This is a genomic window from Gluconobacter sp. ESL1110 (assembly GCF_058107395.1).
The window spans coordinates 89,570-114,308 of sequence record NZ_JBYLUK010000011.1 but is presented as its reverse complement, the minus strand read 5'-3'; the positions used below and the strand labels follow the sequence as shown (position 1 = coordinate 114,308).

The 24,739-nt window shown below is 57.2% G+C and carries 25 protein-coding genes and 1 tRNA gene; 21 read left to right on the top strand and 5 right to left on the bottom strand.

Annotation, left to right across the window (positions count from 1 at the left end):
• Nucleotides 1–543 (bottom strand): hypothetical protein, encoded by a 543-nt coding sequence (locus AC3B6F_RS13670; RefSeq protein WP_489824774.1) that lies wholly within the window; start codon nucleotides 541–543, stop codon nucleotides 1–3.
• 174 nt (nucleotides 544–717) lie between these two features.
• Between AC3B6F_RS13670 and AC3B6F_RS13665 the strand changes: the two genes are divergently transcribed.
• The 10 genes from AC3B6F_RS13665 (at nucleotide 718) to AC3B6F_RS13620 (ending at nucleotide 5,834) form a co-directional block, all read left to right on the top strand.
• Nucleotides 718–1,131, top strand: a complete 414-nt coding sequence (locus AC3B6F_RS13665) for a hypothetical protein (RefSeq protein WP_489824773.1) — start codon at nucleotides 718–720, stop codon at nucleotides 1,129–1,131.
• The gene (locus AC3B6F_RS13660) at nucleotides 1,128–1,355 is read left to right on the top strand and encodes a hypothetical protein (RefSeq protein WP_489824772.1); all 228 of its coding nucleotides are present in this window, start codon (nucleotides 1,128–1,130) and stop codon (nucleotides 1,353–1,355) included. Before AC3B6F_RS13665 ends, AC3B6F_RS13660 begins: the two co-directional genes overlap by 4 nt.
• Nucleotides 1,352–1,864 (top strand): helix-turn-helix domain-containing protein, encoded by a 513-nt coding sequence (locus AC3B6F_RS13655; RefSeq protein ID WP_489824771.1) that lies wholly within the window; start codon nucleotides 1,352–1,354, stop codon nucleotides 1,862–1,864. The genes AC3B6F_RS13660 and AC3B6F_RS13655 overlap by 4 nt, the downstream gene beginning before the upstream one ends.
• Nucleotides 1,861–2,574, top strand: coding sequence for a DNA polymerase III subunit beta family protein (locus AC3B6F_RS13650; RefSeq protein ID WP_489824770.1), 714 nt, complete (start codon nucleotides 1,861–1,863; stop codon nucleotides 2,572–2,574). Before AC3B6F_RS13655 ends, AC3B6F_RS13650 begins: the two co-directional genes overlap by 4 nt.
• The gene (locus AC3B6F_RS13645) at nucleotides 2,571–3,110 is read left to right on the top strand and encodes a hypothetical protein (RefSeq protein ID WP_489824769.1); all 540 of its coding nucleotides are present in this window, start codon (nucleotides 2,571–2,573) and stop codon (nucleotides 3,108–3,110) included. The genes AC3B6F_RS13650 and AC3B6F_RS13645 overlap by 4 nt, the downstream gene beginning before the upstream one ends.
• On the top strand, nucleotides 3,107–3,316 hold the full coding sequence (locus AC3B6F_RS13640) for a type II toxin-antitoxin system HicA family toxin (RefSeq protein ID WP_489824768.1): 210 nt from the start codon (nucleotides 3,107–3,109) through the stop codon (nucleotides 3,314–3,316). Before AC3B6F_RS13645 ends, AC3B6F_RS13640 begins: the two co-directional genes overlap by 4 nt.
• Nucleotides 3,313–3,765 (top strand): hypothetical protein, encoded by a 453-nt coding sequence (locus AC3B6F_RS13635; protein WP_489824767.1) that lies wholly within the window; start codon nucleotides 3,313–3,315, stop codon nucleotides 3,763–3,765. The genes AC3B6F_RS13640 and AC3B6F_RS13635 overlap by 4 nt, the downstream gene beginning before the upstream one ends.
• A 286-nt stretch (nucleotides 3,766–4,051) precedes the next feature.
• Entirely contained in the window at nucleotides 4,052–4,507 is a 456-nt protein-coding gene (locus AC3B6F_RS13630) for a hypothetical protein (protein ID WP_489824766.1), read from the top strand.
• Nucleotides 4,504–4,746 carry a transcriptional regulator gene (locus tag AC3B6F_RS13625; protein WP_489824765.1) on the top strand — a complete coding sequence of 81 codons (243 nt, stop codon included), beginning with the start codon at nucleotides 4,504–4,506 and terminating at the stop codon, nucleotides 4,744–4,746. Before AC3B6F_RS13630 ends, AC3B6F_RS13625 begins: the two co-directional genes overlap by 4 nt.
• Nucleotides 4,743–5,834 (top strand): site-specific integrase, encoded by a 1,092-nt coding sequence (locus AC3B6F_RS13620; protein ID WP_489824764.1) that lies wholly within the window; start codon nucleotides 4,743–4,745, stop codon nucleotides 5,832–5,834. The genes AC3B6F_RS13625 and AC3B6F_RS13620 overlap by 4 nt, the downstream gene beginning before the upstream one ends.
• A 6-nt stretch (nucleotides 5,835–5,840) precedes the next feature.
• Here the strand turns inward: AC3B6F_RS13620 and AC3B6F_RS13615 are convergent.
• Nucleotides 5,841–5,917: transfer RNA gene (locus AC3B6F_RS13615), tRNA-Arg, on the bottom strand.
• Between the two features lie 62 nt (nucleotides 5,918–5,979).
• The gene (locus AC3B6F_RS13610; protein WP_489824976.1) at nucleotides 5,980–6,894 is read right to left on the bottom strand and encodes an alpha/beta hydrolase; all 915 of its coding nucleotides are present in this window, start codon (nucleotides 6,892–6,894) and stop codon (nucleotides 5,980–5,982) included.
• Between the two features lie 158 nt (nucleotides 6,895–7,052).
• Here AC3B6F_RS13610 and polA point away from each other — a divergent pair, with 158 nt between their 5' ends.
• The 4 genes from polA to AC3B6F_RS13590 all read left to right on the top strand — a co-directional run bounded on the left by polA (nucleotide 7,053) and on the right by AC3B6F_RS13590 (nucleotide 13,215).
• The gene (gene polA, locus AC3B6F_RS13605) at nucleotides 7,053–9,845 is read left to right on the top strand and encodes a DNA polymerase I (protein WP_489824763.1); all 2,793 of its coding nucleotides are present in this window, start codon (nucleotides 7,053–7,055) and stop codon (nucleotides 9,843–9,845) included.
• Between the two features lie 14 nt (nucleotides 9,846–9,859).
• Nucleotides 9,860–10,468, top strand: coding sequence for an SCO family protein (locus tag AC3B6F_RS13600; protein ID WP_489824762.1), 609 nt, complete (start codon nucleotides 9,860–9,862; stop codon nucleotides 10,466–10,468).
• 6 nt (nucleotides 10,469–10,474) lie between these two features.
• Entirely contained in the window at nucleotides 10,475–12,118 is a 1,644-nt protein-coding gene (locus tag AC3B6F_RS13595; RefSeq protein ID WP_489824975.1) for an ABC transporter substrate-binding protein, read from the top strand.
• 80 nt (nucleotides 12,119–12,198) lie between these two features.
• Nucleotides 12,199–13,215: a hypothetical protein gene (locus tag AC3B6F_RS13590; RefSeq protein ID WP_489824761.1), complete on the top strand. Its 1,017-nt coding sequence runs from the start codon at nucleotides 12,199–12,201 to the stop codon at nucleotides 13,213–13,215.
• A 39-nt stretch (nucleotides 13,216–13,254) separates the two neighbouring features.
• Here the strand turns inward: AC3B6F_RS13590 and purD are convergent, their stop codons facing one another.
• A complete protein-coding gene (gene purD / locus AC3B6F_RS13585) occupies nucleotides 13,255–14,484 on the bottom strand; it encodes a phosphoribosylamine--glycine ligase (protein WP_489824760.1) in 1,230 nt (409 codons plus the stop codon).
• A gap of 76 nt (nucleotides 14,485–14,560) precedes the next feature.
• Between purD and xseA the strand changes: the two genes are divergently transcribed.
• The 4 genes from xseA to AC3B6F_RS13565 all read left to right on the top strand — a co-directional run bounded on the left by xseA (nucleotide 14,561) and on the right by AC3B6F_RS13565 (nucleotide 17,844).
• Nucleotides 14,561–16,054 (top strand): exodeoxyribonuclease VII large subunit, encoded by a 1,494-nt coding sequence (gene xseA / locus AC3B6F_RS13580; protein WP_489824759.1) that lies wholly within the window; start codon nucleotides 14,561–14,563, stop codon nucleotides 16,052–16,054.
• 45 nt (nucleotides 16,055–16,099) lie between these two features.
• Nucleotides 16,100–16,462 (top strand): hypothetical protein, encoded by a 363-nt coding sequence (locus AC3B6F_RS13575; RefSeq protein WP_489824758.1) that lies wholly within the window; start codon nucleotides 16,100–16,102, stop codon nucleotides 16,460–16,462.
• 85 nt (nucleotides 16,463–16,547) lie between these two features.
• A complete protein-coding gene (locus AC3B6F_RS13570) occupies nucleotides 16,548–16,901 on the top strand; it encodes a zinc ribbon domain-containing protein YjdM (RefSeq protein ID WP_489824757.1) in 354 nt (117 codons plus the stop codon).
• 100 nt (nucleotides 16,902–17,001) lie between these two features.
• The gene (locus AC3B6F_RS13565) at nucleotides 17,002–17,844 is read left to right on the top strand and encodes an NmrA family NAD(P)-binding protein (RefSeq protein WP_489824756.1); all 843 of its coding nucleotides are present in this window, start codon (nucleotides 17,002–17,004) and stop codon (nucleotides 17,842–17,844) included.
• A 77-nt stretch (nucleotides 17,845–17,921) separates the two neighbouring features.
• Here the strand turns inward: AC3B6F_RS13565 and AC3B6F_RS13560 are convergent, their stop codons facing one another.
• On the bottom strand, nucleotides 17,922–20,663 hold the full coding sequence (locus tag AC3B6F_RS13560) for an Rne/Rng family ribonuclease (protein ID WP_489824755.1): 2,742 nt from the start codon (nucleotides 20,661–20,663) through the stop codon (nucleotides 17,922–17,924).
• 547 nt (nucleotides 20,664–21,210) lie between these two features.
• On the opposite strand from AC3B6F_RS13560, the gene AC3B6F_RS13555 reads away from it, so the two are divergent.
• The 3 genes from AC3B6F_RS13555 to AC3B6F_RS13545 all read left to right on the top strand — a co-directional run bounded on the left by AC3B6F_RS13555 (nucleotide 21,211) and on the right by AC3B6F_RS13545 (nucleotide 24,723).
• Nucleotides 21,211–22,056: an N-acetylmuramoyl-L-alanine amidase family protein gene (locus tag AC3B6F_RS13555; RefSeq protein ID WP_062503953.1), complete on the top strand. Its 846-nt coding sequence runs from the start codon at nucleotides 21,211–21,213 to the stop codon at nucleotides 22,054–22,056.
• A 217-nt stretch (nucleotides 22,057–22,273) separates the two neighbouring features.
• Complete coding sequence (locus AC3B6F_RS13550; protein WP_010502658.1) at nucleotides 22,274–23,842, top strand: 2-isopropylmalate synthase; 1,569 nt, start codon at nucleotides 22,274–22,276, stop codon at nucleotides 23,840–23,842.
• A gap of 113 nt (nucleotides 23,843–23,955) precedes the next feature.
• On the top strand, nucleotides 23,956–24,723 hold the full coding sequence (locus tag AC3B6F_RS13545; RefSeq protein ID WP_026017496.1) for a sulfite exporter TauE/SafE family protein: 768 nt from the start codon (nucleotides 23,956–23,958) through the stop codon (nucleotides 24,721–24,723).
• Nucleotides 24,724–24,739 lie beyond the last annotated feature (16 nt).

Genomic DNA, 24,739 nt, shown 5'->3' with positions numbered 1-24,739 from the left:
TTATTTCGGTGCTTCTGCAGGAGCAGATGCCTGCTGCGCGTCCTGCATTGGATTTACGCTCTTACGAACAATCGTGCTTGGGTAATGATCAGGCAGCCCAACGGGGGCCCCAACATTTGCTGGAAGCGGCGCCAATGTCATATTCACGTCATGGTCATAGGCGTGGGACGCGCCCGTTGACATATCGACTACAACACCGATGATTCCGCCAAAACCAAGATTTCCAATGACCCAACCATTGAAATCAGAACTATTCTTGGCATTTGAGAAATCGTAGTTGTCTTTGACGCAACCAACCCACAGATCGCTACCTTTGCGGCTGACACTAACTACTCCAGGTGTGGAGTTTACGTATCCGACCTGAACGCCTTCACGATAGAGGGCACATTTAGCACCTTCAGGGCTCGTGTTAATTGAAATATCTTGGTGGCTTCCGCTGACAATACTTGCACAACCAGCGAGAGACAGAGCGGCCAGCATTGCCGCAGGAATACGGAAAAGATTCACTTCTGAAATCCATAATTTGAACACAAATCGTTCCATAAACTTTTTTTCATAGGTGTCAATTTGTTGCTGTAAAGTTTCTAAGTTCTTCTATTTGCTTCTTTATTTTTCCCGAAAGCGTTGCCTAGCAGATATAGTAGGCAATGCCTATTGACTGACTTACTAAGCAATGCCTAATGTTCTCTCCATTGCCCTACGCGACGGAGAGAACCCATGTCGTCCAGACACCCACTCCTGCAGCACACACGGACCCAGAGCGGCTTTGACCGTTTCCTGCAGGACAACATTGAACCAGACGTTCACGACCAGGCGCGGAGCCTACAGGACCGTCTGATCGGAACGCGCAATCTTGCCGCCCGCAACGCCAGACTTGGCGACGAGCGCATGGCCCAGATCTGGGAGCGCTGCGCCGAAGACTTTGCCGCCAGCTTGTCCCGCCTGTTGACCCTGAACCTACTCCCTGAGAGCGTTCCTGATTTCCCGGAGCCTGTTGCACGCGATTGCCGTCCAGTAACGGTCGGTCGGATCGTTGAGATCGACGCAGCTCGACTTGCTGCTCATTGCTGGAAGCAGGTTCAGGGTCTGCGGGGTATCACCATGGGCGCACCTCTCCGGAGGCACTCATGACCAAAGCAACAAAGCCCCGCTTCGGGATCTGCGACGCAAAGGGCGTGATCGTTAGCCGCTTTCACTCGCAATTCATGGCCAGCAAGCATGCGTTGTCCTGGGCAGCGCAGAAAGGGCAGTCCGTCGCCATTAGGCGCGGCCGCATCATTGTTGCCTGGGCACGTCCGTTCGGACCCGGTGAAGCGCGCCTGGACGAAGGTCACACGCCGGAGCTGGCGTTATGACAGCGACAATCGTGGACATTCTCCAGTCCCTGCGCCGTGGCAAGGCCGTGCCTGCCATTGCGGAGTTTTTCGAGATCCCGGAAGCGGCCGTGCATGAGGTTTGGAATAACCTCTTCGATTGCGCCATTGAGGCCGCGACGATCTATCCGAATGACGCCGACCTTCCTCCCGAGGCCGGGAAAATGGTCAGCGGTTCGGTTGTCGTGCCTGAGTTTGCGCCCGATGTGCCACTTCGCACACCGGACTCCATGAAGGGTGGCCGTCCGCGTCGTTCGGACCCTCTGCCGACAGGAAGACCGCGTGGTGGACGTCCTATGCCGTCTCATAACAGCGACCCATCAAAGATGAGTCCGTTGCATCAGCAGATGCTGGAAATGATGAAGGCCGGTGTCGGCACAATGGATATTTCCCGCAAGCTGAATGTGTCGAGCGCAACGGTCTCCACGCGTCGCCGCAGGTTTGAGGATGCAGGCCTGGTCCCCACATCCGCACATAGAAAGATCGCATGATGAAAATCACATTCGATTGCCGTGCGCTGGCGTTCGCGCATTTCGCAATGTCGTCTGATAACCTGCGCCCTTATCTGCAAGGCATCCTGGTCGAAAAGCACAATGATCGCATCGTAACGACCGCGACCAATGGGCACGCTCTTCTGAGCGTAGGCACCCCACACCTTGCGCCAGATGATCACGAAACAGCGGTTCTCACCGAAGCGGGATGCCCAGACTTTGAGCAATTCATTCTGGATCGTCGCACAGGAAAAGGTCTGTTCGCTGGCTGCATGCAGTCGAGAGCTATGTATGTGACCCTGCAGAGCACCGAACGAGAAAGCCGCCTGTATTGGGAAACCTACAACATCACGGAAGAGCCGCTTGATCGTGGGCTGGTAGATCTGATTGACGGCACATTTCCCGAATGGCGACGCATAATTCCTGATGAGGTGGAACAATCCCCGATCAATCCAGGCTTCATGACTGCCCGTAATGTCAAGGTTATCACAGATGCGATTGCCCGAGGCTTACGCGCGCCGAGTGCGCCTTGGCGCCTAGTTGGAACCACGGCGAGGACCGCCCACCTGCTCCAGGTGCGAGATCCTGAACAGAGAAGTCAATTCTTTGGCGTAGCGATGCCCGCCTACGATGAGGAGGAATGGAAACCCATTTTTGCTCCGGAATGGGCAGCCGCTGAACCCGATACGCAGAGCGAGGACGCAACATGAGCAAGATCCCCGTCACCAAGGCAGGGCAGTCCGTGCTTGCGAACATCATGACGCAAGCCATCCAGACGACTGCGATGCAGGAGGACATCAGCCGCGATCAGATTATTCTGTCCCTGATCACGCTGCTGATCGGCGGTTCACCCATGGATCGCGATCTATTTTTTCCGGTCGCCACACATGCGGACAAACTTGAAACGGCAGAGATCGATGACCTTGCGCTCCAGGTCATCAGCCGCCGCGCACGGGTTGTCGCTCCCGGGAAACGGACCAGCGCTTGCGTCAGTGAGGATTCCTATCAGATCGGTGAGCGGGTTGGTCAGATATTAGGCGCGGATGTGTCTATTGGCCGGATGGATACGGCAAAGCTCCTGGAATTGTTTCCGCGCCACTTCCTGTTGGAAGCAGCGGAGAGCGAAGGTCTGCACATTCCAGGCGCGAGCAAGATGACGGCCTTTGATCTGCGCAATCAGCTGCATGACGCGCTCCCAAACTGGCGTCCCACCAGCTTTGCCACGTTCACGGAGGATCTGTCGTGAACGGCCTCCATTCAGACATGCGGCAACTGCGCAAACAGGCCGCTGCACTCGGCTGGACAGCCGGACGCAGCAACGGCGGGCATCTCAGGTGGACGCACGAAACAGGCGGGATCGTCTTCAGCTCATCCACGCCAGGCGACGTCCGATCAATCCGAAACACACTCGCCCAGATCAAGCGCAGCACGCCGAAAGGAGCGGCGAAATGACCCAGAACACGGACCAGAACGCATTCCGATCGCGTGATGCACAGGAGGATGCTCTGACCTATCATCTTGGAGGATTACAGGCCGAAAATAACTTTCGGTTGCTTGCGCGGGCAATGATCCAAGAAGCCGAAGACCGAGGCGCGGCAGAAGCACGACAGAAGGATGCTGCAACAGTTGAGATTGTCCGCCAACATATAAAGGCAGGCGGTTACTGGCTGGATTTCACCAGTGATGATGCGTGGGTCCGCGATGGACATTTCGGCGCAACCCAACGTCTTCTCTATACCCATCCCGTTAATATTGACGCGATGGTGCTGGAGCGTGATCGACTGCGCAACTATTTCGATGAAGTCGAGAAACTGCTTGCCGAAACAAGAAAAATACATTCCCGCTTCATGCGCATCCGCTCATCACTTACGCCCCCAAGAGACAGCAGGGGAGAAGTGTGATGGTGTGCAAAGACTGTAAATATTGTGAAAATGGCTGGCTTAACTGCGGGGACGTTGAATGCGTCAACGGCGTGCTGATCGACATTGATGTGGCTCATGAAGGATGGCAGAGAGACGTTTCATATCCACCCGGTCCTTGTAATGCCTGCCAGAAATGTGGCGGAAGCGGATATCTAGACGACGATTATGCACCGTGTCCTGACTGCAAAGAAAGCGGCTGGAATGGCGGCATTGATCGCTCGCAGGCCCTTCTTAACGATTGGGCTGGATGCGCAGGAGACCCGGCATGAGCGGGCGGACGAATGCAACCCGAGTGCGCAAGGCTTGGCATGCGCAGATAATGGATCCCGCCTACGGTCTAGGTGAGACTATTTACGCCCCTACGGCGAGCAAGGCTCGATACCAGAAATTTCTGAGAACAGATTGTGATTCAATTACATTCGCCAGTATCTGCGTAAAGCGGTCGCCGGATAATGACATCGTCTTGCCAGCAGTCGATGCAGTCACTGATGCGCTGGATGAAGAGGCAAAATCAGTCCTGAACCACACTTTGATAAACAAGAGGTTTTACACGGCGAAGGACGACAAGGCGATTTGCAGCCTGGTTCAGGCCGGCCTGTTAGAGGACACGGGAAGGGGCTGGAACACAGGGGAATCCTATTTCGTCCTGACGGAGGCTGGACATACAGCAGCCGTGTCCTTGCGGCCGATTTATCCAGAATATCCGGAGTATCGAGCATGAGTGGACGAATTGTTCAGATGCCACCGCGCGTTTTGGATATTGGGGATGCGGCGGCCTATCTGGCTATGTCTGAAGGTACCTTTAGAACGCATGTGCTACCGCATGTTCGGCAAATAAACCTTTCAGCGCGGCGTCGGGGCTATCTGGTGTCTGACCTGGATCGCTGGATTGATCGGCAAGCGGGCGGGGAAGGTGTGGCAGTCACTGTTTCCGCCAATCCCTGGGACGCGATGAGTTGACCACACTGCGGTTGCCTTACATTCAGCGTTTCGAGGATCGGCACGGAAAGGTGCGGTATTACTTTCGCAAGAAGGGGCAGAAGAGCATTCCGCTGCCAGATCTGCGCGATCCCTGCTTCATCGCTGCGTACCAGGCTGCTGTTTCTGGCGCTGAACCAAGAGGGCTAGACGCTGCGAAGGTTACCCGGACGGGAAGCCTGAGGGATGTGATCGAGTCTTGGTACGACACGGCGCACTTCAAGACGCTGGAAGAGAGTACCAAGGCTGTGTACCGGCGCTTGCTGGAGCGAATGCGCGGCGCGGATTATGCGGCGAACCCGGTGCTGCTGATGGAAAGCCGGCATGTCCGGATGATCATGGCCCGGCATAATGACTCGCCCACGACGGCCAATCGCATGTTGCGGCTGCTCTCAATGTTGATGGAGCACGCCATTCATATGGGGTGGGCGGAGAATAACCCGACGGCGGGCGTTCCGCGCATGAAGATCAAGAGTGATGGCATCCATTCCTGGACGGACGATGAGATCGCTCGATATGAGGCGCGTTGGCCAAGTGGCACGAGAGAGCGCCTAGCACTGGCTCTCCTGCTCTATACGGGGCAGCGCCGCAGTGATGTTGTGAAGATGGGGCCGCGCTCACTGACGGGTCATGGCATTCATGTCCGGCAGCAGAAGACAGGCACTGAGTTGGTTATTCCCATTCATGAGCAGTTAAGGGTCGAGTTGGACCAGTGGCAGCCGAATGGCGCAGGGACGTTTCTGGCGACTGAGAAGGGTCGCCCGATGTCCGTGAACAATTTCTACAATCAGTTTATCGACTGGTGCCGTGAGGCAGGTCTGCCGGCTGGATGCAGTCCGCACGGTTTGCGCAAGGCCGCAGCTCGGAGGCTGGCAGAAGCGGGCTGCACAACGCACCAGATCGCAGCCATTACAGGGCACCGGAGTTTGGCTGAAGTGGCGCGCTATACGCGGGCTGCCGAACAGGTGGAGTTGGCACGTTCGGCGATGTCAAGGCTGAGACCGAGTGTCAAACCTGTCTTGGAAGGTGTCAAACCTGCCGAAAAACTGGCGGAAAATAGCGATTTCTGAGATTGGTGGTGGACCCGACGCGATTCGAACGCGTGACCTTTGCCTTCGGAGGGCAACGCTCTATCCAGCTGAGCTACGGGTCCGTCGGGTTTCCAATAGACGGTTCAGGATGGGCTTGCCAAGCCCCAATCGCCATTTTGTTCAATCACGGTTGAGCTGTTGCTTTCCAGAGGGCTGCGGCAATGTCGCCGCCCGAGGGTAAAGCTTGGTCTGGCGTCAGGATCCAGGAGGCTACGTCTTGTGCGGTAATCCGTTTGTCGCGGCTTATCAGATGGTGGGCTGTCGGAAATTCATCCAGTCGGACGGCGGCGGGGAGGCGCTTCAGAAACCGTGCGGTGTATGGGGGTAGGACGAACTGGTCTCGACCGCCGAACACCATGAGCATTGGCGTTCTGATGTGTGGGGCGGCGTTGAACGCTGCGGTCATGAGGTGGGTCAGGCCAGCAAGTGGATGAACTGTCGAACTGTGCTGGGTCAATGGGTCGAAATACATGCGGCGCAGGGCGTGGATATTGTCGCTTGCAACGCGTTCTCCGGGGACGGCTGATCCATCCAGTTTCCAGTGGGGGGCGACTGTGTCGATACCATCCAGAACGGTCTGCCAGGGCTCGCCAATTTTCATGATGGCTGGAGCGAGCAGAATGGTGCCGGATAGCTCTGGCGGCGGATTGGTGGCGAGGAGCAGGGCGACCGCTCCGCCCATGCTTTCGCCCATGACATAAAGAGGCAGGTCGGGATAACGGCTGTGAAGCCACGCAAGCTCTTCGCGTACGTCCTCAACCATCCGCGTCGTGCTGCTCCAGCCGCTTGCGTCCTGTGTCGTTCCGAAGCCTCGCTGGTCTGGGGCGACGATTTCGATGCCGGCAGTGCTCAGGGGCGGGGCAAAGAACTCCCACGCATCCCGGCTGTCTCCGAAGCCATGAAGGGCCAGAATGACGGCTTTCAATGGGTGTGCTGCGGGATAAATTCTTAAAGGAATGTGAGCGCCATCCGACATGCTGAGCGTCACATCCGGGAGGATGAGGGCGCTTTCTTGTGCTGTTGGGTGCAGGTCCGGCATTGGGCGGTGAGTGCAGGCTCCGAGAAGCAGCGTGCAGGCCGCAAAGCAGGCCAAGGTGCAGGAAAGACGCCACAGGCGGTTTGAAACGGAGGGGAATGAGCCTATCATCGCGGGGATTTTAGAACGTCCGCCCCTTCCGGGCGAGAAGGGAGATATTCGTGCCGTCTGAAACGCCTCATCTGGTTCTGATTGACGGGTCCGGCTTCATTTTCCGTGCTTTCCATGCCCTGCCGCCCATGACGAGCCCGGATGGCGTGCCGGTCAATGCGGTTTATGGCTTCACGAATATGCTGACGCGCCTGCTGCGCGATCATGTTGGCACACATCTGGCTGTTATTTTCGATGCCGGTCGTCAGACGTTCCGCAATGATATTTACCCGCAGTACAAGGCACATCGTCCCGAGCCACCGGAAGATCTGCGTCCGCAGTTCGGCCTGATCCGTGATGCGACTGCGGCTTTCAATGTGCCTGCGATTGAACTGGCCGGTTGGGAAGCGGACGATCTGATCGCGAGCTATGCCAAGGCCGTTGTGGCGCAGGGCGGACGGTGCACGATCATCTCGTCGGACAAGGACCTGATGCAGTTGATCTGCCCGGGCGTCGAACTGATGGACCCGATGAAGCAGAAGCCGATTCGGGAAGCTGAGGTTGAGGCCAAGTTTGGTGTGCGGCCAGATCAGGTTGTCGACGTTCAGGCCCTGATGGGAGACTCTACCGATAACGTGCCGGGTGTGCCGGGTATCGGCGCGAAGGGCGCGGCCCAGCTCATTAATGAATATGGCACGCTGGAAAAGGTTCTGGATGCTGCGGAAGGCATGAAAGCCTCCAAACGTCGCCAAAACCTGATCGAATTTGCGGATGCCGCCCGGATGTCTCGCAAGTTGGTTCTGCTGGCGGATGACGTTCCGTTGCCTCAGCCGATTGGGGAACTGGAGTGCCGTGAGCCGGTTCAGGAGACACTCCGGGACTGGCTCGACACGATGGGTTTCCACTCTACGATCCAGCGGATGGGGCTGGGACTGGCCGCGAAGCCGAAGTCTACGTTTCGTCCCAAGGCAGTAGCTCCGGCGGAAGGTGAAGCGCCTACGGTCACGCTTTCTGAGGCGTCTTATGGGCCGTACGAAACCGTAACGGATTTCGAAACGCTGGATCGGTGGATTGCCGACGCACGGGCCGCCGGATTTGTGGCTGTGGATACGGAAACGGACAGTCTCAATGCGCGTCAGGCTAATATGGTCGGGTTGTCGTTGTCTGTCGCGCCGGGTAAGGCCTGTTATGTGCCGTTCCTGCATGAAGGCAAGCGGGATCTGTTGCAGGATGGGCCGGACGACCAGCCGACCGATCAGCAGCTTGATCGTGCAGAGACGCTGAAGCGCCTTGAGCCGTTAATGCGCGATTCATCCGTTCTGAAGATCTTCCAGAACGCGAAATATGATCTGACGGTGTTCCGTAAGGCCGGGCTGCCTGAAATTACGCCGATCGACGATACGATGCTCATCTCCTATGCGCAGTCTGCGGGAGAGCATGGGCAGGGCATGGATGAACTGTCGCAGCTCCATCTGGGCCATACGCCGATCACCTATGATTCTGTGGCGGGAACGGGGCGTAAGCGCATTCCGTTCGCTGAAGTGCCGCTGGATCAGGCGACGGCTTATGCGGCGGAAGATGCTGATGTCACGCTGCGGCTGTGGCAGGTGCTTCGTCCGCAACTGCGTCTGCGTCAGTCACTGGCCCTCTATGAAGAAATCGAGCGGCCTCTGATTGAAGTTCTGACGGATATGGAAGACGTCGGGATCAAGGTCGATGCTGTTGAGCTGCGGCGCATGTCGGCCGATTTTGCGACGCGTATGGCAGTGATCGAGAAGGATATTCACGAGCAGGTTGGGCGCAGTTTCAACGTAGGGTCTCCCAAGCAGCTTGGTGAGATCCTGTTCGATGAAATGGAGCTTCCGGGCGGGAAACGCACCAAGAGCGGCTCCTGGGGGACGGATTCATCTGTCCTTGAGGGACTGGCGGAGCAGGGGCATGACCTGCCGCAGAAGATCCTGTCCTGGCGTCAGTTGGCCAAGTTGAAATCCACTTACGCCGATGCGCTGGTTGAGCAGATGGACCAAGGGACGCAACGTGTTCACACGTCCTTCCAGATGGCCATTACGACCACCGGACGTTTGTCTTCCAATGAGCCGAACCTTCAGAATATTCCCATTCGGACCGAAGAAGGCGCGCTGATCCGCAAGGCCTTCGTGGCGGCTCCGGGGCATGTTCTGGTGTCTGCGGATTACAGTCAGATCGAATTGCGACTGCTGGCTCATGTGGCGAAGATCGAGCCTTTGCTGGAGGCGTTCCATCTGGGGCAGGATATTCATGCCCGCACGGCCTCCGAAGTGTTCGGTATTCCCATTGAAGGTATGGACCCGCTGACCCGTCGTCGGGCCAAGGCCATCAACTTCGGCATTATTTACGGGATTTCGGCTTTTGGTCTGGGGCGCCAGCTTCAGATTTCGCCGGGTGAGGCACGCTCTTACATTGATGCGTATTTTGCTCGCTATCCCGGTATTCGCGCCTATATGGACCGAACCAAGGAAGAGGCGAAGGAACATGGTTACGTTCTGACGCCGTTTGGTCGCCGCTGTTATGTGCCGGGCATCAAGGACAAGAACGGCGCTCGCCGGTCCTATGCGGAACGTCAGGCCATCAATGCGCCGCTTCAGGGTGGCGCTGCTGACATCATCAAGCGCGCGATGGTGCGTCTGGCGAGAAAACTGCCTGAGACGGGCCTGAAGGCGCAGATGCTGCTTCAGGTGCATGACGAACTGCTCTTCGAAGTTCAGGAGCAGGATGCGCAGAAATTGGCGGATTTCGTCCGTCAGGAAATGGAAAGTGCCGCAAAGCTGGATGTGGCGCTTGAGGTTGAAACCGGTATCGGCCCGAGCTGGGCTGACGCACACTGAGAGACTGAACGAGCATGGAAACCCAACACGAACGCCGCAAGCGGGTCAGCAATCGCATTATCTGGGGAGTGCTGGCAGTTGCGGCGGTTCTGGCCGGGGTCGGCTTCCAGTTGGCCTCTCATGGCGGGCCGGGACTTCTTGTGCAGTCCAACGGAAATGAAGTCGGTGGCAGCTTCCGCCTTGATTCCCTTGGAGAAAGTACGGTTACGGAAGGGGACTTCCACGGAACCTGGATGCTGGTGTGGTTCTTCGACACGAACTGCCCGGAAGATCGCTGCCAGCCCGTGCTGAAGAGCATGGAGCAGGCTTATCAGACGCTCCATGCAGAAGGCGTACGCGTCTCGCCGCTGGCGGTGTCTTTGGATCCGTTTGATGAGAATGAAGCTCTCAGGAATTACGTTATTCCGGTTGCGCCTCATGTCATGCCGTTCACAGGAACGCCCAACATGATCAAGGCCATGACGGCCGAATATCATGCGCCGGATGAAAAAGAGGGCGACCATTACGTTCCGGCTCCGCGGATTGTCATCATGGACCCGAATGCCCGGTATGCGGGTACGATTGATGCGACGGGTCATGCTGATGCCCTGATTGCGCGTCTGCGCCAGCTTGCAAAGCGCTGAGTGACGATGCGGCTGTCGGCTCTGGTTCTTGCCTTGTCTCTTGGTCTGGCAGGAACCGCTGTTGCCCAGGAGCGGACACCGCCAGACTGGGATGGGCAGACGCTCGGTAGCCCGCATCGGGGAGGGACGCTCCGTCTGACGGCAGATGGTCCAGGAGGAACGCTGGATCCGCAGGTCAATTACGGCACGCAGTACATGCAGGTGTTCGTCAACATGTACGACCCTCTGCTGACGTTCCGTCAGGCGCGCGGTCCTTCAGGGCTGGATGTTGTGCCTGATCTGGCCGAAGCCATGCCGACCATCAGTCCGGATGGTTTGATATGGACGCTGCATCTGCGATCTGGCCTGAAATTTTCGGACGGGTCGCCTGTCCGTGTTGATGACGTCGTTGCGTCTTTCCGCCGGATCTACCGGGTTGGCAGTCCGACGGCCGCGTCGTTTTATGGTGGGATTGTTGGGGCGAAAGAGTGTCTGGATGCGCCAGATCATTGCACGTTGCCAGGCGTTGAAGGTCATCCGGATGGCACAATCGTTTTTCATCTGACGCATCAGGATGGAGAGTTTCTCTACAAGCTGGCATTTCCTCATGCCGTCATTCTGCCCGCCGGAATTTCGTCTCACGATCTTGGAAATGCGACAGCACCGGGGACGGGCCCTTACCGGATCACGCATTACGATCCCGAGCACGGACTATCTCTGGAGCGGAACGCCTACTTTCACGTCTGGAATCCGCAGGCGCAGACGGATGGGTTCGTCGATCATATCGAGTACAGTTTTGGTCTGTCGGACGAAGCTCAGATTACGGCCGTTGAGCAGGGGCAATATGACTGGATGCTGGATGCCAAGCCCTCCGACCGACTGGGAGAGCTAGGGGCGAAATATACGTCCCAAGTGCATATCGAGCCGCTTCTTGGCCTCTATTATCTGGCGATGAATGTTCACGAAAAACCGTTCATGGATCAGAGGGTCCGGCAGGCGGTCAGTCTGGCGGTAAACCGTCATGCCATGACGATCCTGTTTGGAGGGAGCGCCATTTCTGAGCCGCTCTGCCAGATGGTGCCTCATGGTATTCCGGGTGCGGATCTTAGATTGTCCTGCCCGCAAAATCTGGAAGAGGCTCGGCGGCTGGTTCGGGAGGCTGGTGCGGAAGGACAGGCGGTTACATTGGTTGTCCCCAATCGCGCTATCGAACTGGGCATGGGGACGTATCTGCGGAATGTGCTTCAGCAGATTGGCCTGAAAGCGCAGTTACGACCGATTACGGCTGGTCTGGCAGACTCTTACGAGCAGAATACGGCCAACCATGTTCAAATCGCTCTGGCCTACTGGTTTGCCGATTATCCGTCTGCGTCGACGTTTCTGGATGATCTGTTTGGGTGTGATAACTACCACCCCAATTCTGCCATTTCTCCAAACTTTACCGGCTTCTGTGACCAGCATGTTCAGGGCCTGTTCGAGCAGGCCAAGGCACAGACCGATCCAGCCAAAGCCGCGCCCATCTGGCAGGAGGCGGGGCACCAGATCATGCGCCAGATGCCGGGTGCGCCGATGATCCAGATGAAGACTATTGATTTTGTGTCGAAAAGGCTGGGGAATTATTACTCTACGCTTTTGAATCACATGCTGTTTTCGCATGTCTGGGTAAAATAACGCCCGAACGAGAATAATATTGTGTAAATAGTCTTTGCTGATGCCTCCCCTGTATTGTGTGGCCTGCAAGGAGACGATTCATGAGAGTTTTGTTCGTTAGACTCATGGGCGTGTGTCTTGTTGTTTTGAGTATCGGGAAAGCGCGCACGCAGGAAACACAGAAATCATCTGATGACTGCATCAAAGCTGCGGTTGTTCTTCCTTTGCTGGGTGGTCCGGGTGACGCGCCGATTATTCCGGTCAAGGTCAACGGCGTGGATGCGGCCATGTATGTCAGCCCAATGTTCGGGCGCGTTATGGTTCATGATGCCGGAAAGCTGTGGTTCCCGCGTGGAGCGGAGATGCCCTTGAAAGCCCAGAATGGCGCGGTGACGTTAACCTCCCGAACACTTCTTGATGATGTGCAGATCGGACCAATGGATCTGGGAGAAATGGCTGCCAATCTTCTGGACGGTCAGGCTGAGCACCGTGTCGATGGCCGGCCCCTCATTGGAATGCTGGGGCTGGGGAACGAGGTATTCTCCGGGACCGATGTTCTCTTCGACATTCCCAACGGAAAGCTGGCGTTTCTGAAGTTTCGAACAGACAAGGCCTGCAAGGATGCGCCGCATCGTCTCATGGGAGCTCAGGCTCATGTTGTGGAGCTACGGCGTGGAGCACTGATTGCTGTTCGCACCAATGCAACATCTCAGGATATGGTTCTTGACCCGGATTTATCAGAAACGGTTTTACCCACATCCTGGGAAGACGCCCTGAACCTCACGTCGGATGACATCCGGCATGAGCCAATCGTGACAACCCGGTATGTCGGGCTATCGGTCAGGCACCAGTCTGTTCTTAATGGACTGGATATTGGCGGGTACAATCCCGGCCCTCTGAACGTATTGTTCCAGTCTGATATTTCGACTGCAGCCCTTGGGGGCGATGTCTTCAGGAAAGCGGCTGTCTTGCTGGACAGAGACGTTGGTCAGGCGTTTTTCCTTCCTGAACCAGACAATACGTCTCGCCCGACGCTGCATTTCCATTTTGATGAAAACCACGCCGGGCATACAGCCGTCACACAAAAAACCGGACAGATTGAGGCGGGTGTTAAGTGAAGCTTTATGCAGGGATCACTTCACACCCATTGGGTATTTTTACAGGCCGATATCGGTGCGGAAAATTTTGTCTTCCCACTGAATGGCTGACGCGCCTTCATAAGCAAGACGACGGGCCTCTTCTGGCGTAGCGGCCTTGGCGCAGACTGTCAGAACGCGTCCACCATCCGCGACAAGAACGCCGTCGACCAGCTTTGTTCCGGCATGGAAAACCGAGACGCCCGGGACGGCTTCGGCGCGGTCTATGCCCGAAATGCGTCCACCTTTTTTCGGAGCATCCGGGTAGCCGTTGGCAGCCAGAACCAGTGAGATGGAGGCTTCGTCGGAGAACTCGGCGGCGGCATGGTCGAGATTGCCATTTGCGAGAGCCGCAAGGATCGGGAGCAGGTCTGACTTGAGGCGGATGAGCAGAGCCTGCGCTTCCGGGTCACCGAAGCGGACATTGTACTCGATCAGCTTTGGGCCTTCATTCGTCAGCATCAGGCCAGCGAAAATCACGCCACGGAAAGGTGTTCCGCGACGCACCATTTCTGCCAGCATCGGGCGGACGCTGAGGTCCAGAGCTTTTTCCTGAGCCGCGCGATCAAAGCCGGGTGGCGGGGAGATAGCGCCCATACCGCCGGTGTTTGGCCCTGTGTCTCCATCGCCCAGACGTTTGTGGTCGCGGGCAGCACCGATCAGAACGGCCTTGTCGTCTGAGCAGAAGGCGAACAGCGAGACTTCTTCGCCCACCAGACATTCTTCAATGACGAGCGGCATACCGAGCTTGCGAATGGCGTCTTCTGCTTCTTCGACGCTCTGGGCGACGACTACGCCTTTACCTGCTGCCAGACCATCTGCCTTTACGACGATCGGCGCACCGCGACGGCGAACGAATTCGAGGGCTGGAGCTTCGTCTTCGAAGCGTTCCCATTTTGCTGTTGGAATGCCCGCGGCATCGGCAACGTCCTTGGTGAACGCCTTGCTGCCTTCCAGAAGGGCCGTAGCTTTGGTGGGGCCAGCGCAGGGAATGCCAGCTTCGGCGCAGGCATCCGCCAGACCGGCCACCAGAGGTGCTTCAGGGCCGGGAACGATCAGGTCGATGTTCTGCTCTTTTGCAAAAGCGACAAGTCCTGCAACGTCATCGGCCTTCAGGGGAACGAGCGTTGCAAGAGAGGCCATGCCCGGGTTGCCGGGAGCGGCATAAAGCGCCGAAAGACTGGGCGAGCGCGCCAGACATGTTGCCAGGGCATGTTCGCGCCCTCCGGAACCGACCAGCAAAACGCGCATTCCGCTCTCCCTTTTCATATGCGGGTCCCTGAGATCAGGGCTTCGTCTGAGGGCGTGCGTAGCATAGACTGGCGCCATGATGGAGAGTGATGCCGCGTCCATGCGCGGGAATGTGCCGCAATATTCAGTTTCCGAGATTTCCGGAGCCATCAAGCGCACGCTTGAGACCGGATTCGGTCGCGTCCGGGTGCGTGGAGAAGTCACGGAGCTCAAGCGTTACCCGTCCGGGCATGTCTATCTGTCCCTGAAAGACGAGGGCGGAAAGATTTCCAGCGTGATCTGGCGGGGAACGGTGTCTCGCCTGGGGATGGCGCCCGAGAACGGCAATGAAGTTATCGCGACGGGAAAGGTCTCGTCTTACGGAGAGCGGTCCAGCTATCAGCTCATCATTGACCGCATGGAGTTTGCAGGCGAGGGCGCACTCCTGGCGAACATTGAACGCCTGCGCCGGAAACTGCTGGAAGAGGGCCTGTTCGAGGTCGACCGCAAAAAGCCGATCCCGTTCCTGCCGACGCTCGTTGGTGTTGTCACGTCACGCGCGGGTGCGGTCCTGCACGATATTAAGACGACGATTGAGCGTCGTTTTCCGCGTGATGTCCTGCTGTGGCCTGTGGCTGTGCAGGGGGAAGGGGCGGCGGCCCAGATTGCAGCAGCGATTGAAGGGATGGCGCAAAGACCGCGCCGACCAGATGTTCTGATTGTTGCGCGTGGCGGCGGGTCGCTGGAAGACCTCATGGCGTTCAATGACGAGCGCGTGCTGCGAGCTGTTGCGGCGTGTCCTATCCCGGTGATTTCTGCGGTCGGGCATGAAACGGATACCACGTTGATCGATCTAGTCTCCGATCGACGTGCACCAACGCCAACGGCTGCGGCGGAAATGGCCGTTCCGCTACGCTCCGAACTGGTGGCCGATCTGGCGCATCGTACGGCTCGTCTGGCGGGTGGGTTGAGCCGGATCATGCAGGTGTCTCGCGGGCGGCTTGAACAGGCTACGGCTGGATTGCCGGATCTGCCGTCTCTTCTGGCGACGACGCGCATGAGACTGGACGATCGCAGCCAGCGCCTTGAACTGGCCCTTCCGGCCTATGTGATGCGGATCAGAAGCCGGTTGGATGCGCCTTTGCATCAGTTGCCCTCGCCGGAACTGATTGTCAGTCGTGCCCGAGCGGCGTTGACTGCGCCCTCCCGTCAGCTTCCGTCACCTGTGCTGATGATTGAACGCCGGGGTAGTGCGCTTCAGAAGGTAGAAACAGCTTTGATGACGGCATGGCAGAACGCGGCGCAGCGTTTCCATTTTCGTGTGGAACGGCAGCGGTTGTCTCCCGAGACGCTTAACGGGGCCATTCGTCTTCAAAAAGCACGTCTGGAAGGGTTGGGAAGCCATCTGGAAGCCGTGTCCCCCAAAGCCATTCTGAGCCGTGGTTATGTGCTGGTTCAGGATAGCAAAGGGCGCCCGGTTACCAGTTCGAATGCTACTCCTGTTAATGACCGTGTTGTTCTCTCTTTCGCTGATGGCGAACGTGGGGCAAAACTGGATGCTCTGACGTCTCAGGGCGATCTCGGGCTTTAATCATGAAGTGCCGGGCCGTTGCCCGGTTTGTAATCCGGAGTTCACATGCGTCCGTTCTGGTTGAGCCTTGTTGTCCTGCCTCTTCTGGCGGCTTGTGCCGAACAGCCTGCTGCTCCAGCCCAGACGGCTGCGCAGGCTCCGGCACAGAAGATCCCTCCGCAGGATTTTGCGCCTGGGCTGGCTGAAGAAGCGCCACATACAGGGCAGAAAGTGCTGCTCAATGATCCTTCTGCGCCAACAAATACGCCTTTGTGCGGCACGGCGCTGCATGAAGCCAATCAGGCCGGTGCGGCAGTCTATGCTCAGGGGCTGGCAAGTACTGCGTCATCCTGTCCGCAGAATGCCTGTTTCGAGCCTTTGACGGGCACGTTTATTGCGGCTGATGGCAACAAGAGCGTGTGCCGGTAAAAGTTTTCAACTCAGATTGAGCTGTCGCATTTCCCTATTATTCACCGTGCTTTAAGATGCGCCTCACAAAAGAGTGAGGCTTGCGATGACTGATAATCTGAAGTGCCCCAAATGTGGGTCCGAACATGTCTATCCGGATGGTACTCTCTGGGTCTGTCCGGATTGTGCAAATGAATGGAATCCTGAAGCCGAAGGCGAGGGTAATGCGGGGGAAGGAAGCTCCGTCATCAAGGACGCGAACGGAAATGTTCTCGTCGATGGGGATAGTGTGACTGTTGTGAAGGACCTTAAAGTCAAAGGATCTTCGCTCGTCGTGAAAAGCGGCACCAAGGTGAAGAACATCCGTCTGGTTGATGCGACGGACGGGCACAACATTGCCTGCAAGATCACCGGGATTGGCGCCATGAATCTCAAGTCGGAATTCGTCAAAAAATCCTGATTGCCCTTCTGATCAGAGTGATTTTCCCATTCGGCCCTTGCGGATCTTCCGTGAGGGCCGAATGCGTTTTGGCAATTTTCAGGAAAGGGGATGTGCAGGCATGGATGTTATTCTGGGTGGAACAGGTCATGTGGGACGGGCTGTCGCAGAGACTGTTCGGGCTGCAGGTCACGATGTAACGATTGTTGGTCGTCATGTTCGTGCGGAAGCGGGCGAGGGGTTCAAGGCTGTCTCTTTGGACGTCCTGGATACAATGGCTTTACGAGCCCTGTTTCAGAAAGCGCGCAGGGTATTTGTTCTGAACCCGCCTGCTGCTGTTTCAGGTGATACGGATGTTGATGAGCGCAGAACAGTTCGTTCTCTCCTGACAGCGCTTCAGGGCGTTCGTTTGGAAAAGCTGGTGGTACTCTCAACTTATGGTGCCCAGCCTGGCGCGCACTGCGGAGATTTGGGCGTACTTTACGAACTGGAACAAGGTGTTGCTAACCTGAATATGCCGGTTTGTATTGTGCGGGCTGCCTATTACATGACGAACTGGATTGGGCTTCTGGAAAGTGTCAGAGCCACAGGGGTGATGAAGACGCTGCTGCCGTCTGCTCAGGCCTTCCCGATGGTGGCACCAGAAGATGTTGGGCATTTCGCGGGACAAATTCTGCTTTCCGAAGAAGGTCAGGGCGAGATCTACCATATCGAAGGTCCAAAAACTTACACGCCAGACGAGGTCGCGGAAGTGCTCTGTGATCTTCTGGGGCGACCTGTTCGGGCAGAGGCTGTTCCGCAGGATCAGTGGTACGCGACTTACCTTGCCAATGGCTTTTCTGCCGAAGCAGCTCGATCTTATGCCACGATGACAGGGATTTTTGTTCATCACTGTTATGAAGCGCCAACAGGCCCGTGGCGCGGTGCAACAGATCTTGCCACCTGTCTGCAACGCTTCCTTTAAGATTTGGAAACAAGCAACAAAAAAGCCGACCGGAGGGGTATCCGGTCGGCTTTTTTTAGACGTTATGGAAACGCTTCTTAGCGCTTCCACCATCCGACGCGGCGTGTCGCCGGGGGAAGTTCGTCAATGTTGATTGGCTGAAGAGTATTGTCTTCACCCGTCGTGTCTTCGGCCTTGGCTTTTGTAGCCTTGGTCGTGCGACGCGCGCGCTTCGGCTTGGCCGGAGCGTCCTCTTCGGAAACGGGTGCCGTTTCGACTGTCGCTTCCTCAGCCTTGGTGGCTGCAGCTTTTGTCGTGCGACGGGCGCGAGTGCGCTTTGGCTTGGCTTCGGCCTCTTTAGTTGCTGCCGGAGCAGGAACCTCGACGGCAACCTCTTCCACCACAACTGGCGTTACGGTGTCTGTCTTGACAGCTTTCGTGCTACGGCGACCACGGCCACGTCTTGGCTTTTCCTGCGCTTCAGGAGCAGGCTCAACCACTGTTTCCGTGATGGTGGCAATCGGAGCTTCTTCAATCACGATCGGGGTAGGCTGTGCTGTAGAGGTGCGAACCGGGCGGGCTGCCTGTTCCATCTCTGCCTGTTCGATCACGTCGAAGATGTCGAAGCTGCCACCGAACGGGTCGGCCGGTGTTGGTCCAACATAGCTGCGCTGCTGAAATGCCGGACGCTCTTCGCGACGACGCTGGTTGTGCGTCGGTGCCTGACGAGGCTGCTGCTGCAGGGGAGCCTCAGGCTGCGCAGATGCAGGCACTGGGGTTTCGGCAACAGCTTCGTCTTCCTTCTGAACGCGCTTGAAGCGGGTCCGGCGACGTCCCGGAATGAGCCCGGTTTCTTCGTTGTCCTGCTCCTGAGGCTGCGAAGGCTGCTCGACTTCGGTCTCAGAAACATTCTGCTGAATCGTCTCGTTCTCGGAAGACTGATCCCGGCGACCACGACGACGACGACGACGGCGGCGGCGATTGCCGTTGTTGCCTTCCTCCTCGTCACTGGTCTCCAGCTCGACGTCTTCGGCCCGCACAGATGCCGGAGCAGCCTCTGGAACGATAGCCTGTGGAAGTGTCGGAGCTTCGTCTTCGATGATCTCGATCGTACGGACCGTCTGAGGCGCTGCAACCTGGGCAGGGACATGAGCGGCAGCGGCCGTCTGCGGACGCAGGCGTTCGATGCGCATCTCGGATGCTGGCAGGTCTTCTTCTGTCCGGAAGATCACACGCATACGGTGACGCTGCTCGATGTCCGACAGCCAGTCGCGCTTGTGGTTCAGGATGTAGAGCGCAATGCTTGAACCGATATAGACTTCGATTTCAGAAGCCCGCTGGCGGGTGCCTTCTTCGTCAATGGCGCGCAGCACATGCAGGGCGGAACTTTCCGTACCACGGATGAAGCCGGTGCCCTGACAGTGCGGGCACGGCGTCAGCAGGGATTCCGCGATGGACGGACGCAGACGCTGGCGGGACATTTCGAGCAGGCCGAAATGGGAAATATGCCCGACCTGAATGCGTGCGCGGTCCGTACGCAGGGAGTCCTTGAGGCGCTTCTCGACCTGGGCGTTGTGACGGCGGCTCTCCATGTCGATGAAATCGATCACAACGAGACCAGCCAGATCACGCAGGCGGAGTTGACGTGCGACTTCTTCGGCAGCTTCGAGGTTGGTCCGCAGAGCGGTTTCCTCAATGTTGCGCTGGGAGGTGGACTTACCGGAGTTCACGTCAATGGCGACCAGCGCTTCCGTCTGGTTGATGACGAGGTAGCCACCAGATTTCAGGCGTGCTGTCGGCGAGAACATCGCATCCAGATGGCCTTCGACGTTGTAACGCGCGAAGAGGCTCTGACCGCGGTTCTGCCACAGCTTCACTTTGCCAGCGTTGTGCGGCATTAGCAGGCGCATGAATTCGCGGGCGCTCTTCCAGGCAGATTCACCGTCGACCATGATGTCTTCGATGTCTTTGGAGAACAGATCGCGGATCGCGCGCTTGATGAGGCTTGCTTCCTCATAAACCAGCGTCGGCGCGACGGAAGACAGCGCATGTGAGCGAATGTCATCCCACAACTGGAGCAGGTATTCGCAGTCGCGGATGATTTCCGGTCCCGGGCGTCCTGCACCGGCTGTCCGGACAATCATGGCCATCGACTTGGGCAGGTTCAGTTCCGCAATCAGATCACGCAGACGACGGCGATCGGTGTCGGACGTGATCTTGCGTGACACGCCACCGCCACGCAGGGCATTCGGCATCAGGACACAGTAGCGACCGGCGAGGGAGACATAGGTGGTCAGGGCAGCGCCCTTGTTGCCACGCTCTTCCTTCACGACCTGCACGAGCAGGACCTGACGACGGCGAATGACTTCCTGGATCTTGTAGTTGCGCAGGAAGCGGGCCGTGCGACGGGACGCGGCATTTTCCTCGCCGGTGTCGTGTTCACCACCGACGGTTTCCGGGGCGCGACGATCCTGGTTTTCGGTCTCGTCGGTGTCCTCAGAGACGGTTTCTTCTTCACTTTCCGGAAGATCAGCGCGCTGTTCGGACGCAACGTCTTCTTCCTGAAGGGCCAGAAGTTTTTCGCGGTCTGCAACCGGGATCTGGAAGTAATCCGGATGAATTTCGCTGAAGGCGAGGAAGCCGTGACGGTTTCCGCCGTATTCTACGAAAGCGGCCTGAAGGCTCGGCTCAACGCGAATGACCTTGGCGAGGTAGATGTTGCCCTTGAGCTGTTTCTTGGACGATGTCTCGACGTCGTAATCTTCAACGCGGTCACCGTCCATGACCACAACACGCGTTTCTTCCGCGTGTGTGGTGTCGATAAGCATACGCTTGGTCATGGAAAACTGAACTCCACGATGTTCCAGTGTGGCGCTTCGGGCCAGAGGGAACACCTGATTGTACGGGGTGGAGGGGGCGCATCAGTCGGAATACCAGTCCGCGGGACGCATCTGGTCCCGTTCCGGCTAGGCTCCTGACTGTGATCACGTCGCGTGACATTCGACCCCTGACAGACGTCCGGTCCATGGTCTGGTCCCGGATGAAAACGCATTCCGGTCAGGGTGTTATCCTGTGCCGGACTGAACTAATCCTGCCGGAATAACCCGATCAGGACATGGCACAGAAAATGTCAGGCGCATGTCAAACGATGGGGTGTCACGGCTCGGACAATGGAGGCGGGAGCGCTGCGGGGGAAAGGGTAAAAGCCCGCAAACGATCAGACCGCTCTCTTCAGGTCCTTGATGTGCAGGATGACTTAAAGAATGGCTGCTGGCAAGCGGGGCTTTTGCGGGCTCTCCAAAAGGTGCGCCGCCTTGTTTCAGACATTGTCCTGTGTCTGTATTGTTTGGGCTCATAAAACGATTGATAAAGACGCAGGATAGACGAATGCTGACGCGACGCACGGTACTGGAAGGTCTTGCCTGTCTGTCAGCGGCAATCCCGCTGGATGCAACTGCCCGCACGAAGCATTCTACGCATCATCTCCCGACCGGAGGAACGCTTCATGCGCCTGCGGTACATCGTAATGCGGCCCCTCCAAAACCGCTTGTGATGCTGGACCCGGGCCATGGGGGAAAAGATCCGGGTGCCATTGGTATTTCCGGTACGTATGAGAAACATATTGCGGAGGCCGCCGCGACGGAACTTCAAAGGCAGCTTCTGGCGTCGGGGCAATACCGGGTTGCGATGACGCGTTCCGAAGACCGGTTTATCCCTCTGGAGGGGCGTGTCGAACTGGCCCAACAGCATCAGGCGCATCTCTTTATTTCCATGCACGCCGATGCGCTGCATGACCGCGATGTCCGTGGGGCCAGTGTCTATACGCTCTCCAGCGGTGCGTCAGATGCGCAGACCGCGGCCCTGGCTCAGACGGAAAACAGTGCGGACCGTTTTGGTGGCCCTGCGTTTCATGGGATGTCCCCGGATGTGCAGCAGATCCTGTCCAGCCTTGTTTCGGAAGAAACCCGCCGTGGCTCAGCGCATATGGCATCGAGTGTGGTCGGGGCGTTCCGGAACCGGATTGGCCTGCTGACGCATCCCTCCCGGCATGCCGCGTTTGTTGTTCTGAAATCTGCAGAGATACCCTCTGTTCTGGTTGAGATGGGGTTCATGTCTAACCGGTTGGATGAAGCGGCTTTGCGTCAGGCTGTGCATCGAACGCAGGTAGCGAGTGCGATGAAAACCGCTGTGGACCGGTATTTTTCTGCGCAGCCCAGGCTTATGGCTGGCTGATTTTTGGCCGACCTTGGCGGAACGCATGGCAGAGTTTTTGGTCATGTGGGTTGCGCATAACGAAAGAATCGGACATTTTCCGTCGCCATGACATTTCTTTCGATCCTCTCGCTTCGACTTATCGGCCCCTGAACGCCATATCTTAGGCGGGCAGCGTTCCGTTGCGTTCAGGGGATGACAGACCAGAAAATTTCCTGACCAGCGAGAAGATCAAGACATGACTTTCCAACATCCGTCTTTCGGTACGATTTCCGACGACCGCGTTATCATTTTCGATACAACGCTGCGTGACGGTGAGCAGTCCCCCGGTTTCTCCATGAACCTCGAAGAGAAGCTCCGCATGGCGCATGCGTTGAGCGCTCTGGGAGTGGATGTTATTGAGGCAGGCTTCCCGGTTGCTTCCAAGGACGATTTTGAGAGCGTTCGTAGCATTGCCGAGCAGGTACGCGGTTCTGTGATCTGCGGGCTGGCCCGTAGCGGTGGCAAGCGCGACATTGAGTCCTGCGGTGAAGCCCTGAAGGGCGCTGAACGCTCCCGTATTCACAATTTCATTTCCACGTCTCCGCTGCACATGAAGTACAAGCTGCGGATGGAGCCGGAAACGGTTCTGGACATCATTGCGTCTGGCAACCAGAAGGCCCGTCAGTACACGGACGATGTAGAGTGGTCTGCCGAAGATGGTTCTCGGACGGATCCGGACTTCCTGTGCCGCTGCGTTGAAGTCGCCATCAAGAATGGTGCGAACACCATCAACATTCCTGACACCGTAGGCTTTGCCACTCCGGAAGAAATGCGCCGCATTTTCACGATGCTGCGTGAGCGTGTCCCGGGTGCGGATCAGGTGATTTTCTCCACGCATAATCACAACGATCTGGGTCTGGGCGTTGCCAATACACTGGCTGCTGTCGAAGGCGGTGCGCGTCAGATCGAGTGCACGATCAACGGTATTGGCGAGCGTGCCGGTAATGCTGCGCTGGAAGAAATCGTCATGGCGCTGCGGACGCGTCACGATCAGTACGGCAAGGTGACCGGCATCGAGACGCCGAAGCTGCTGGGCATGTCCCGGATGCTGGCAACGATTACGGGCTTTGACGTGCAGCCGAACAAGGCCATCGTTGGCCGGAACGCTTTTGCGCATGAAAGTGGCATCCATCAGGACGGCGTTCTGAAGAATGCAGCCACTTATGAAATCATGACGCCGGAAAGTGTGGGCTGGAACAAGAGCTCACTGGTGATGGGCAAGCATTCTGGCCGTGCCGCATTCCGCGACAAGCTGGCTCAGCTTGGTTACCCGCCGCTGGAAGAGGAGGCTCTGAACGCTGCTTTCGCGCGTTTCAAGGATCTGGCTGACAGCAAGAAGGTCGTGTTCGATGACGACATCTGCGCACTGGTCGATGATGAAAGCCGCGATCATGAGCGCATTCACCTGATCTCGCTGGAAGTGGCTTCGGGGACGAAGCAGAAGGCGCAGGTCAAGCTGGAAATCAGCGTCGATGGTGCGACGCAGTATGCGGCCGTGAGTGGAAATGGGCCGGTTGACGCGGCATTCCGGGCTATTGGTGAAGCGTTCCCGCACTCTGCTGAACTGGCACTGTTTTCCGTGGCAAACGTGACGGAAGGGACTGACGCTCAGGCCCGCACGACTGTTCGTTTGCAGGAAAACGGCAAGCTTGTAGACGGCCAGGGTGCGGATTCCGACACGGTTGTATCCGCCGTGCGTGCTTATATCCATGCCCTGAACAAGCTGCTGACCAAGCGTGAGCGCACGGAGCCTGAAGCGCTCTGAGCGTTCGCGATTAATGAGAGATCCTTAAAGAACGAATAATTATCGTTCTTTAAGGATCTGGACAAAGATATCACGATTGATATTGTCTTCTTCTAAATTTGGAAGGGGCAGCTATGCCGCATTCGTGGCTTTACTCGGCATCTGGTCTATTCGTAGGCTTTCTGGTTGGTATGACTGGAGTGGGGGGAGGGTCCCTCATGACGCCGTTGCTGATCCTGCTCTTTGGTGCCAAGCCGCAGTCAGCTGTTGGAACAGATCTTCTTTACGCTGCTATTACGAAAATCGTTGGAACCGGGCTCAACCGCCATATGGGGGTTGTGAACTGGCGGATTGTGGGATGGCAGATGGCTGGCAGTATTCCTGCGGGTCTAGTGTGTCTGCTGTTCCTACATCACGAAGGCATGTCTGATGCGGCGTCCCGGTTAATCCGGATTGTTCTTGGCGTTGCTCTTCTTTTGACGGCGCCGGCTATTCTTTTGAAGCCCCGGCTGAGGCGCTGGGCAGAAGGGCGTATACCTCTGAGTGAGCGGATGGAGACAATCCTGACGGTTCTTCTGGGTGTTCTGCTGGGAACGCTGGTGACGCTGTCTTCGGTTGGGGCGGGTGCTGTTGGAATGGCCGCGCTGACGATGCTTTATCCGCGCTTAAACACCCGAACGCTTGTTGCAACCGATATTGCTCATGCTGTGCCGCTGACGCTGATTGCAGGCGGCGGCCACTGGCTTGAAGGTGCCGTTGATACGGCTGTTCTTCTGGCGCTTCTAGTAGGATCCATTCCCGGAATCATTCTGGGTACATTGTGTGCAGGAAAGCTGCATGAAGACACACAGAGATGGGTTTTGGGTATTCTTTTGGCTGTCATTGGTATCCGGATGATCTGACATCCGGATACCGTTA

Bases quoted from the DNA above. Each gene is read 5' to 3' on its own strand.
- AC3B6F_RS13670 (WP_489824774.1), bottom strand. From the start codon at position 543: ATGGAACGATTTGTGTTCAAATTATGGATTTCAGAAGTGAATCTTTTC.
- AC3B6F_RS13665 (WP_489824773.1), top strand. From the start codon at position 718: ATGTCGTCCAGACACCCACTCCTGCAGCACACACGGACCCAGAGCGGC.
- AC3B6F_RS13660 (WP_489824772.1), top strand. From the start codon at position 1,128: ATGACCAAAGCAACAAAGCCCCGCTTCGGGATCTGCGACGCAAAGGGC.
- AC3B6F_RS13655 (WP_489824771.1), top strand. From the start codon at position 1,352: ATGACAGCGACAATCGTGGACATTCTCCAGTCCCTGCGCCGTGGCAAG.
- AC3B6F_RS13650 (WP_489824770.1), top strand. From the start codon at position 1,861: ATGATGAAAATCACATTCGATTGCCGTGCGCTGGCGTTCGCGCATTTC.
- AC3B6F_RS13645 (WP_489824769.1), top strand. From the start codon at position 2,571: ATGAGCAAGATCCCCGTCACCAAGGCAGGGCAGTCCGTGCTTGCGAAC.
- AC3B6F_RS13635 (WP_489824767.1), top strand. From the start codon at position 3,313: ATGACCCAGAACACGGACCAGAACGCATTCCGATCGCGTGATGCACAG.
- AC3B6F_RS13630 (WP_489824766.1), top strand. From the start codon at position 4,052: ATGAGCGGGCGGACGAATGCAACCCGAGTGCGCAAGGCTTGGCATGCG.
- AC3B6F_RS13625 (WP_489824765.1), top strand. From the start codon at position 4,504: ATGAGTGGACGAATTGTTCAGATGCCACCGCGCGTTTTGGATATTGGG.
- AC3B6F_RS13610 (WP_489824976.1), bottom strand. From the start codon at position 6,894: ATGCCGGACCTGCACCCAACAGCACAAGAAAGCGCCCTCATCCTCCCG.
- AC3B6F_RS13600 (WP_489824762.1), top strand. From the start codon at position 9,860: ATGGAAACCCAACACGAACGCCGCAAGCGGGTCAGCAATCGCATTATC.
- AC3B6F_RS13595 (WP_489824975.1), top strand. From the start codon at position 10,475: ATGCGGCTGTCGGCTCTGGTTCTTGCCTTGTCTCTTGGTCTGGCAGGA.
- AC3B6F_RS13590 (WP_489824761.1), top strand. From the start codon at position 12,199: ATGAGAGTTTTGTTCGTTAGACTCATGGGCGTGTGTCTTGTTGTTTTG.
- purD (WP_489824760.1), bottom strand. From the start codon at position 14,484: ATGCGCGTTTTGCTGGTCGGTTCCGGAGGGCGCGAACATGCCCTGGCA.
- xseA (WP_489824759.1), top strand. From the start codon at position 14,561: ATGATGGAGAGTGATGCCGCGTCCATGCGCGGGAATGTGCCGCAATAT.
- AC3B6F_RS13575 (WP_489824758.1), top strand. From the start codon at position 16,100: ATGCGTCCGTTCTGGTTGAGCCTTGTTGTCCTGCCTCTTCTGGCGGCT.
- AC3B6F_RS13570 (WP_489824757.1), top strand. From the start codon at position 16,548: ATGACTGATAATCTGAAGTGCCCCAAATGTGGGTCCGAACATGTCTAT.
- AC3B6F_RS13565 (WP_489824756.1), top strand. From the start codon at position 17,002: ATGGATGTTATTCTGGGTGGAACAGGTCATGTGGGACGGGCTGTCGCA.
- AC3B6F_RS13560 (WP_489824755.1), bottom strand. From the start codon at position 20,663: ATGACCAAGCGTATGCTTATCGACACCACACACGCGGAAGAAACGCGT.
- AC3B6F_RS13555 (WP_062503953.1), top strand. From the start codon at position 21,211: ATGCTGACGCGACGCACGGTACTGGAAGGTCTTGCCTGTCTGTCAGCG.
- AC3B6F_RS13550 (WP_010502658.1), top strand. From the start codon at position 22,274: ATGACTTTCCAACATCCGTCTTTCGGTACGATTTCCGACGACCGCGTT.
- AC3B6F_RS13545 (WP_026017496.1), top strand. From the start codon at position 23,956: ATGCCGCATTCGTGGCTTTACTCGGCATCTGGTCTATTCGTAGGCTTT.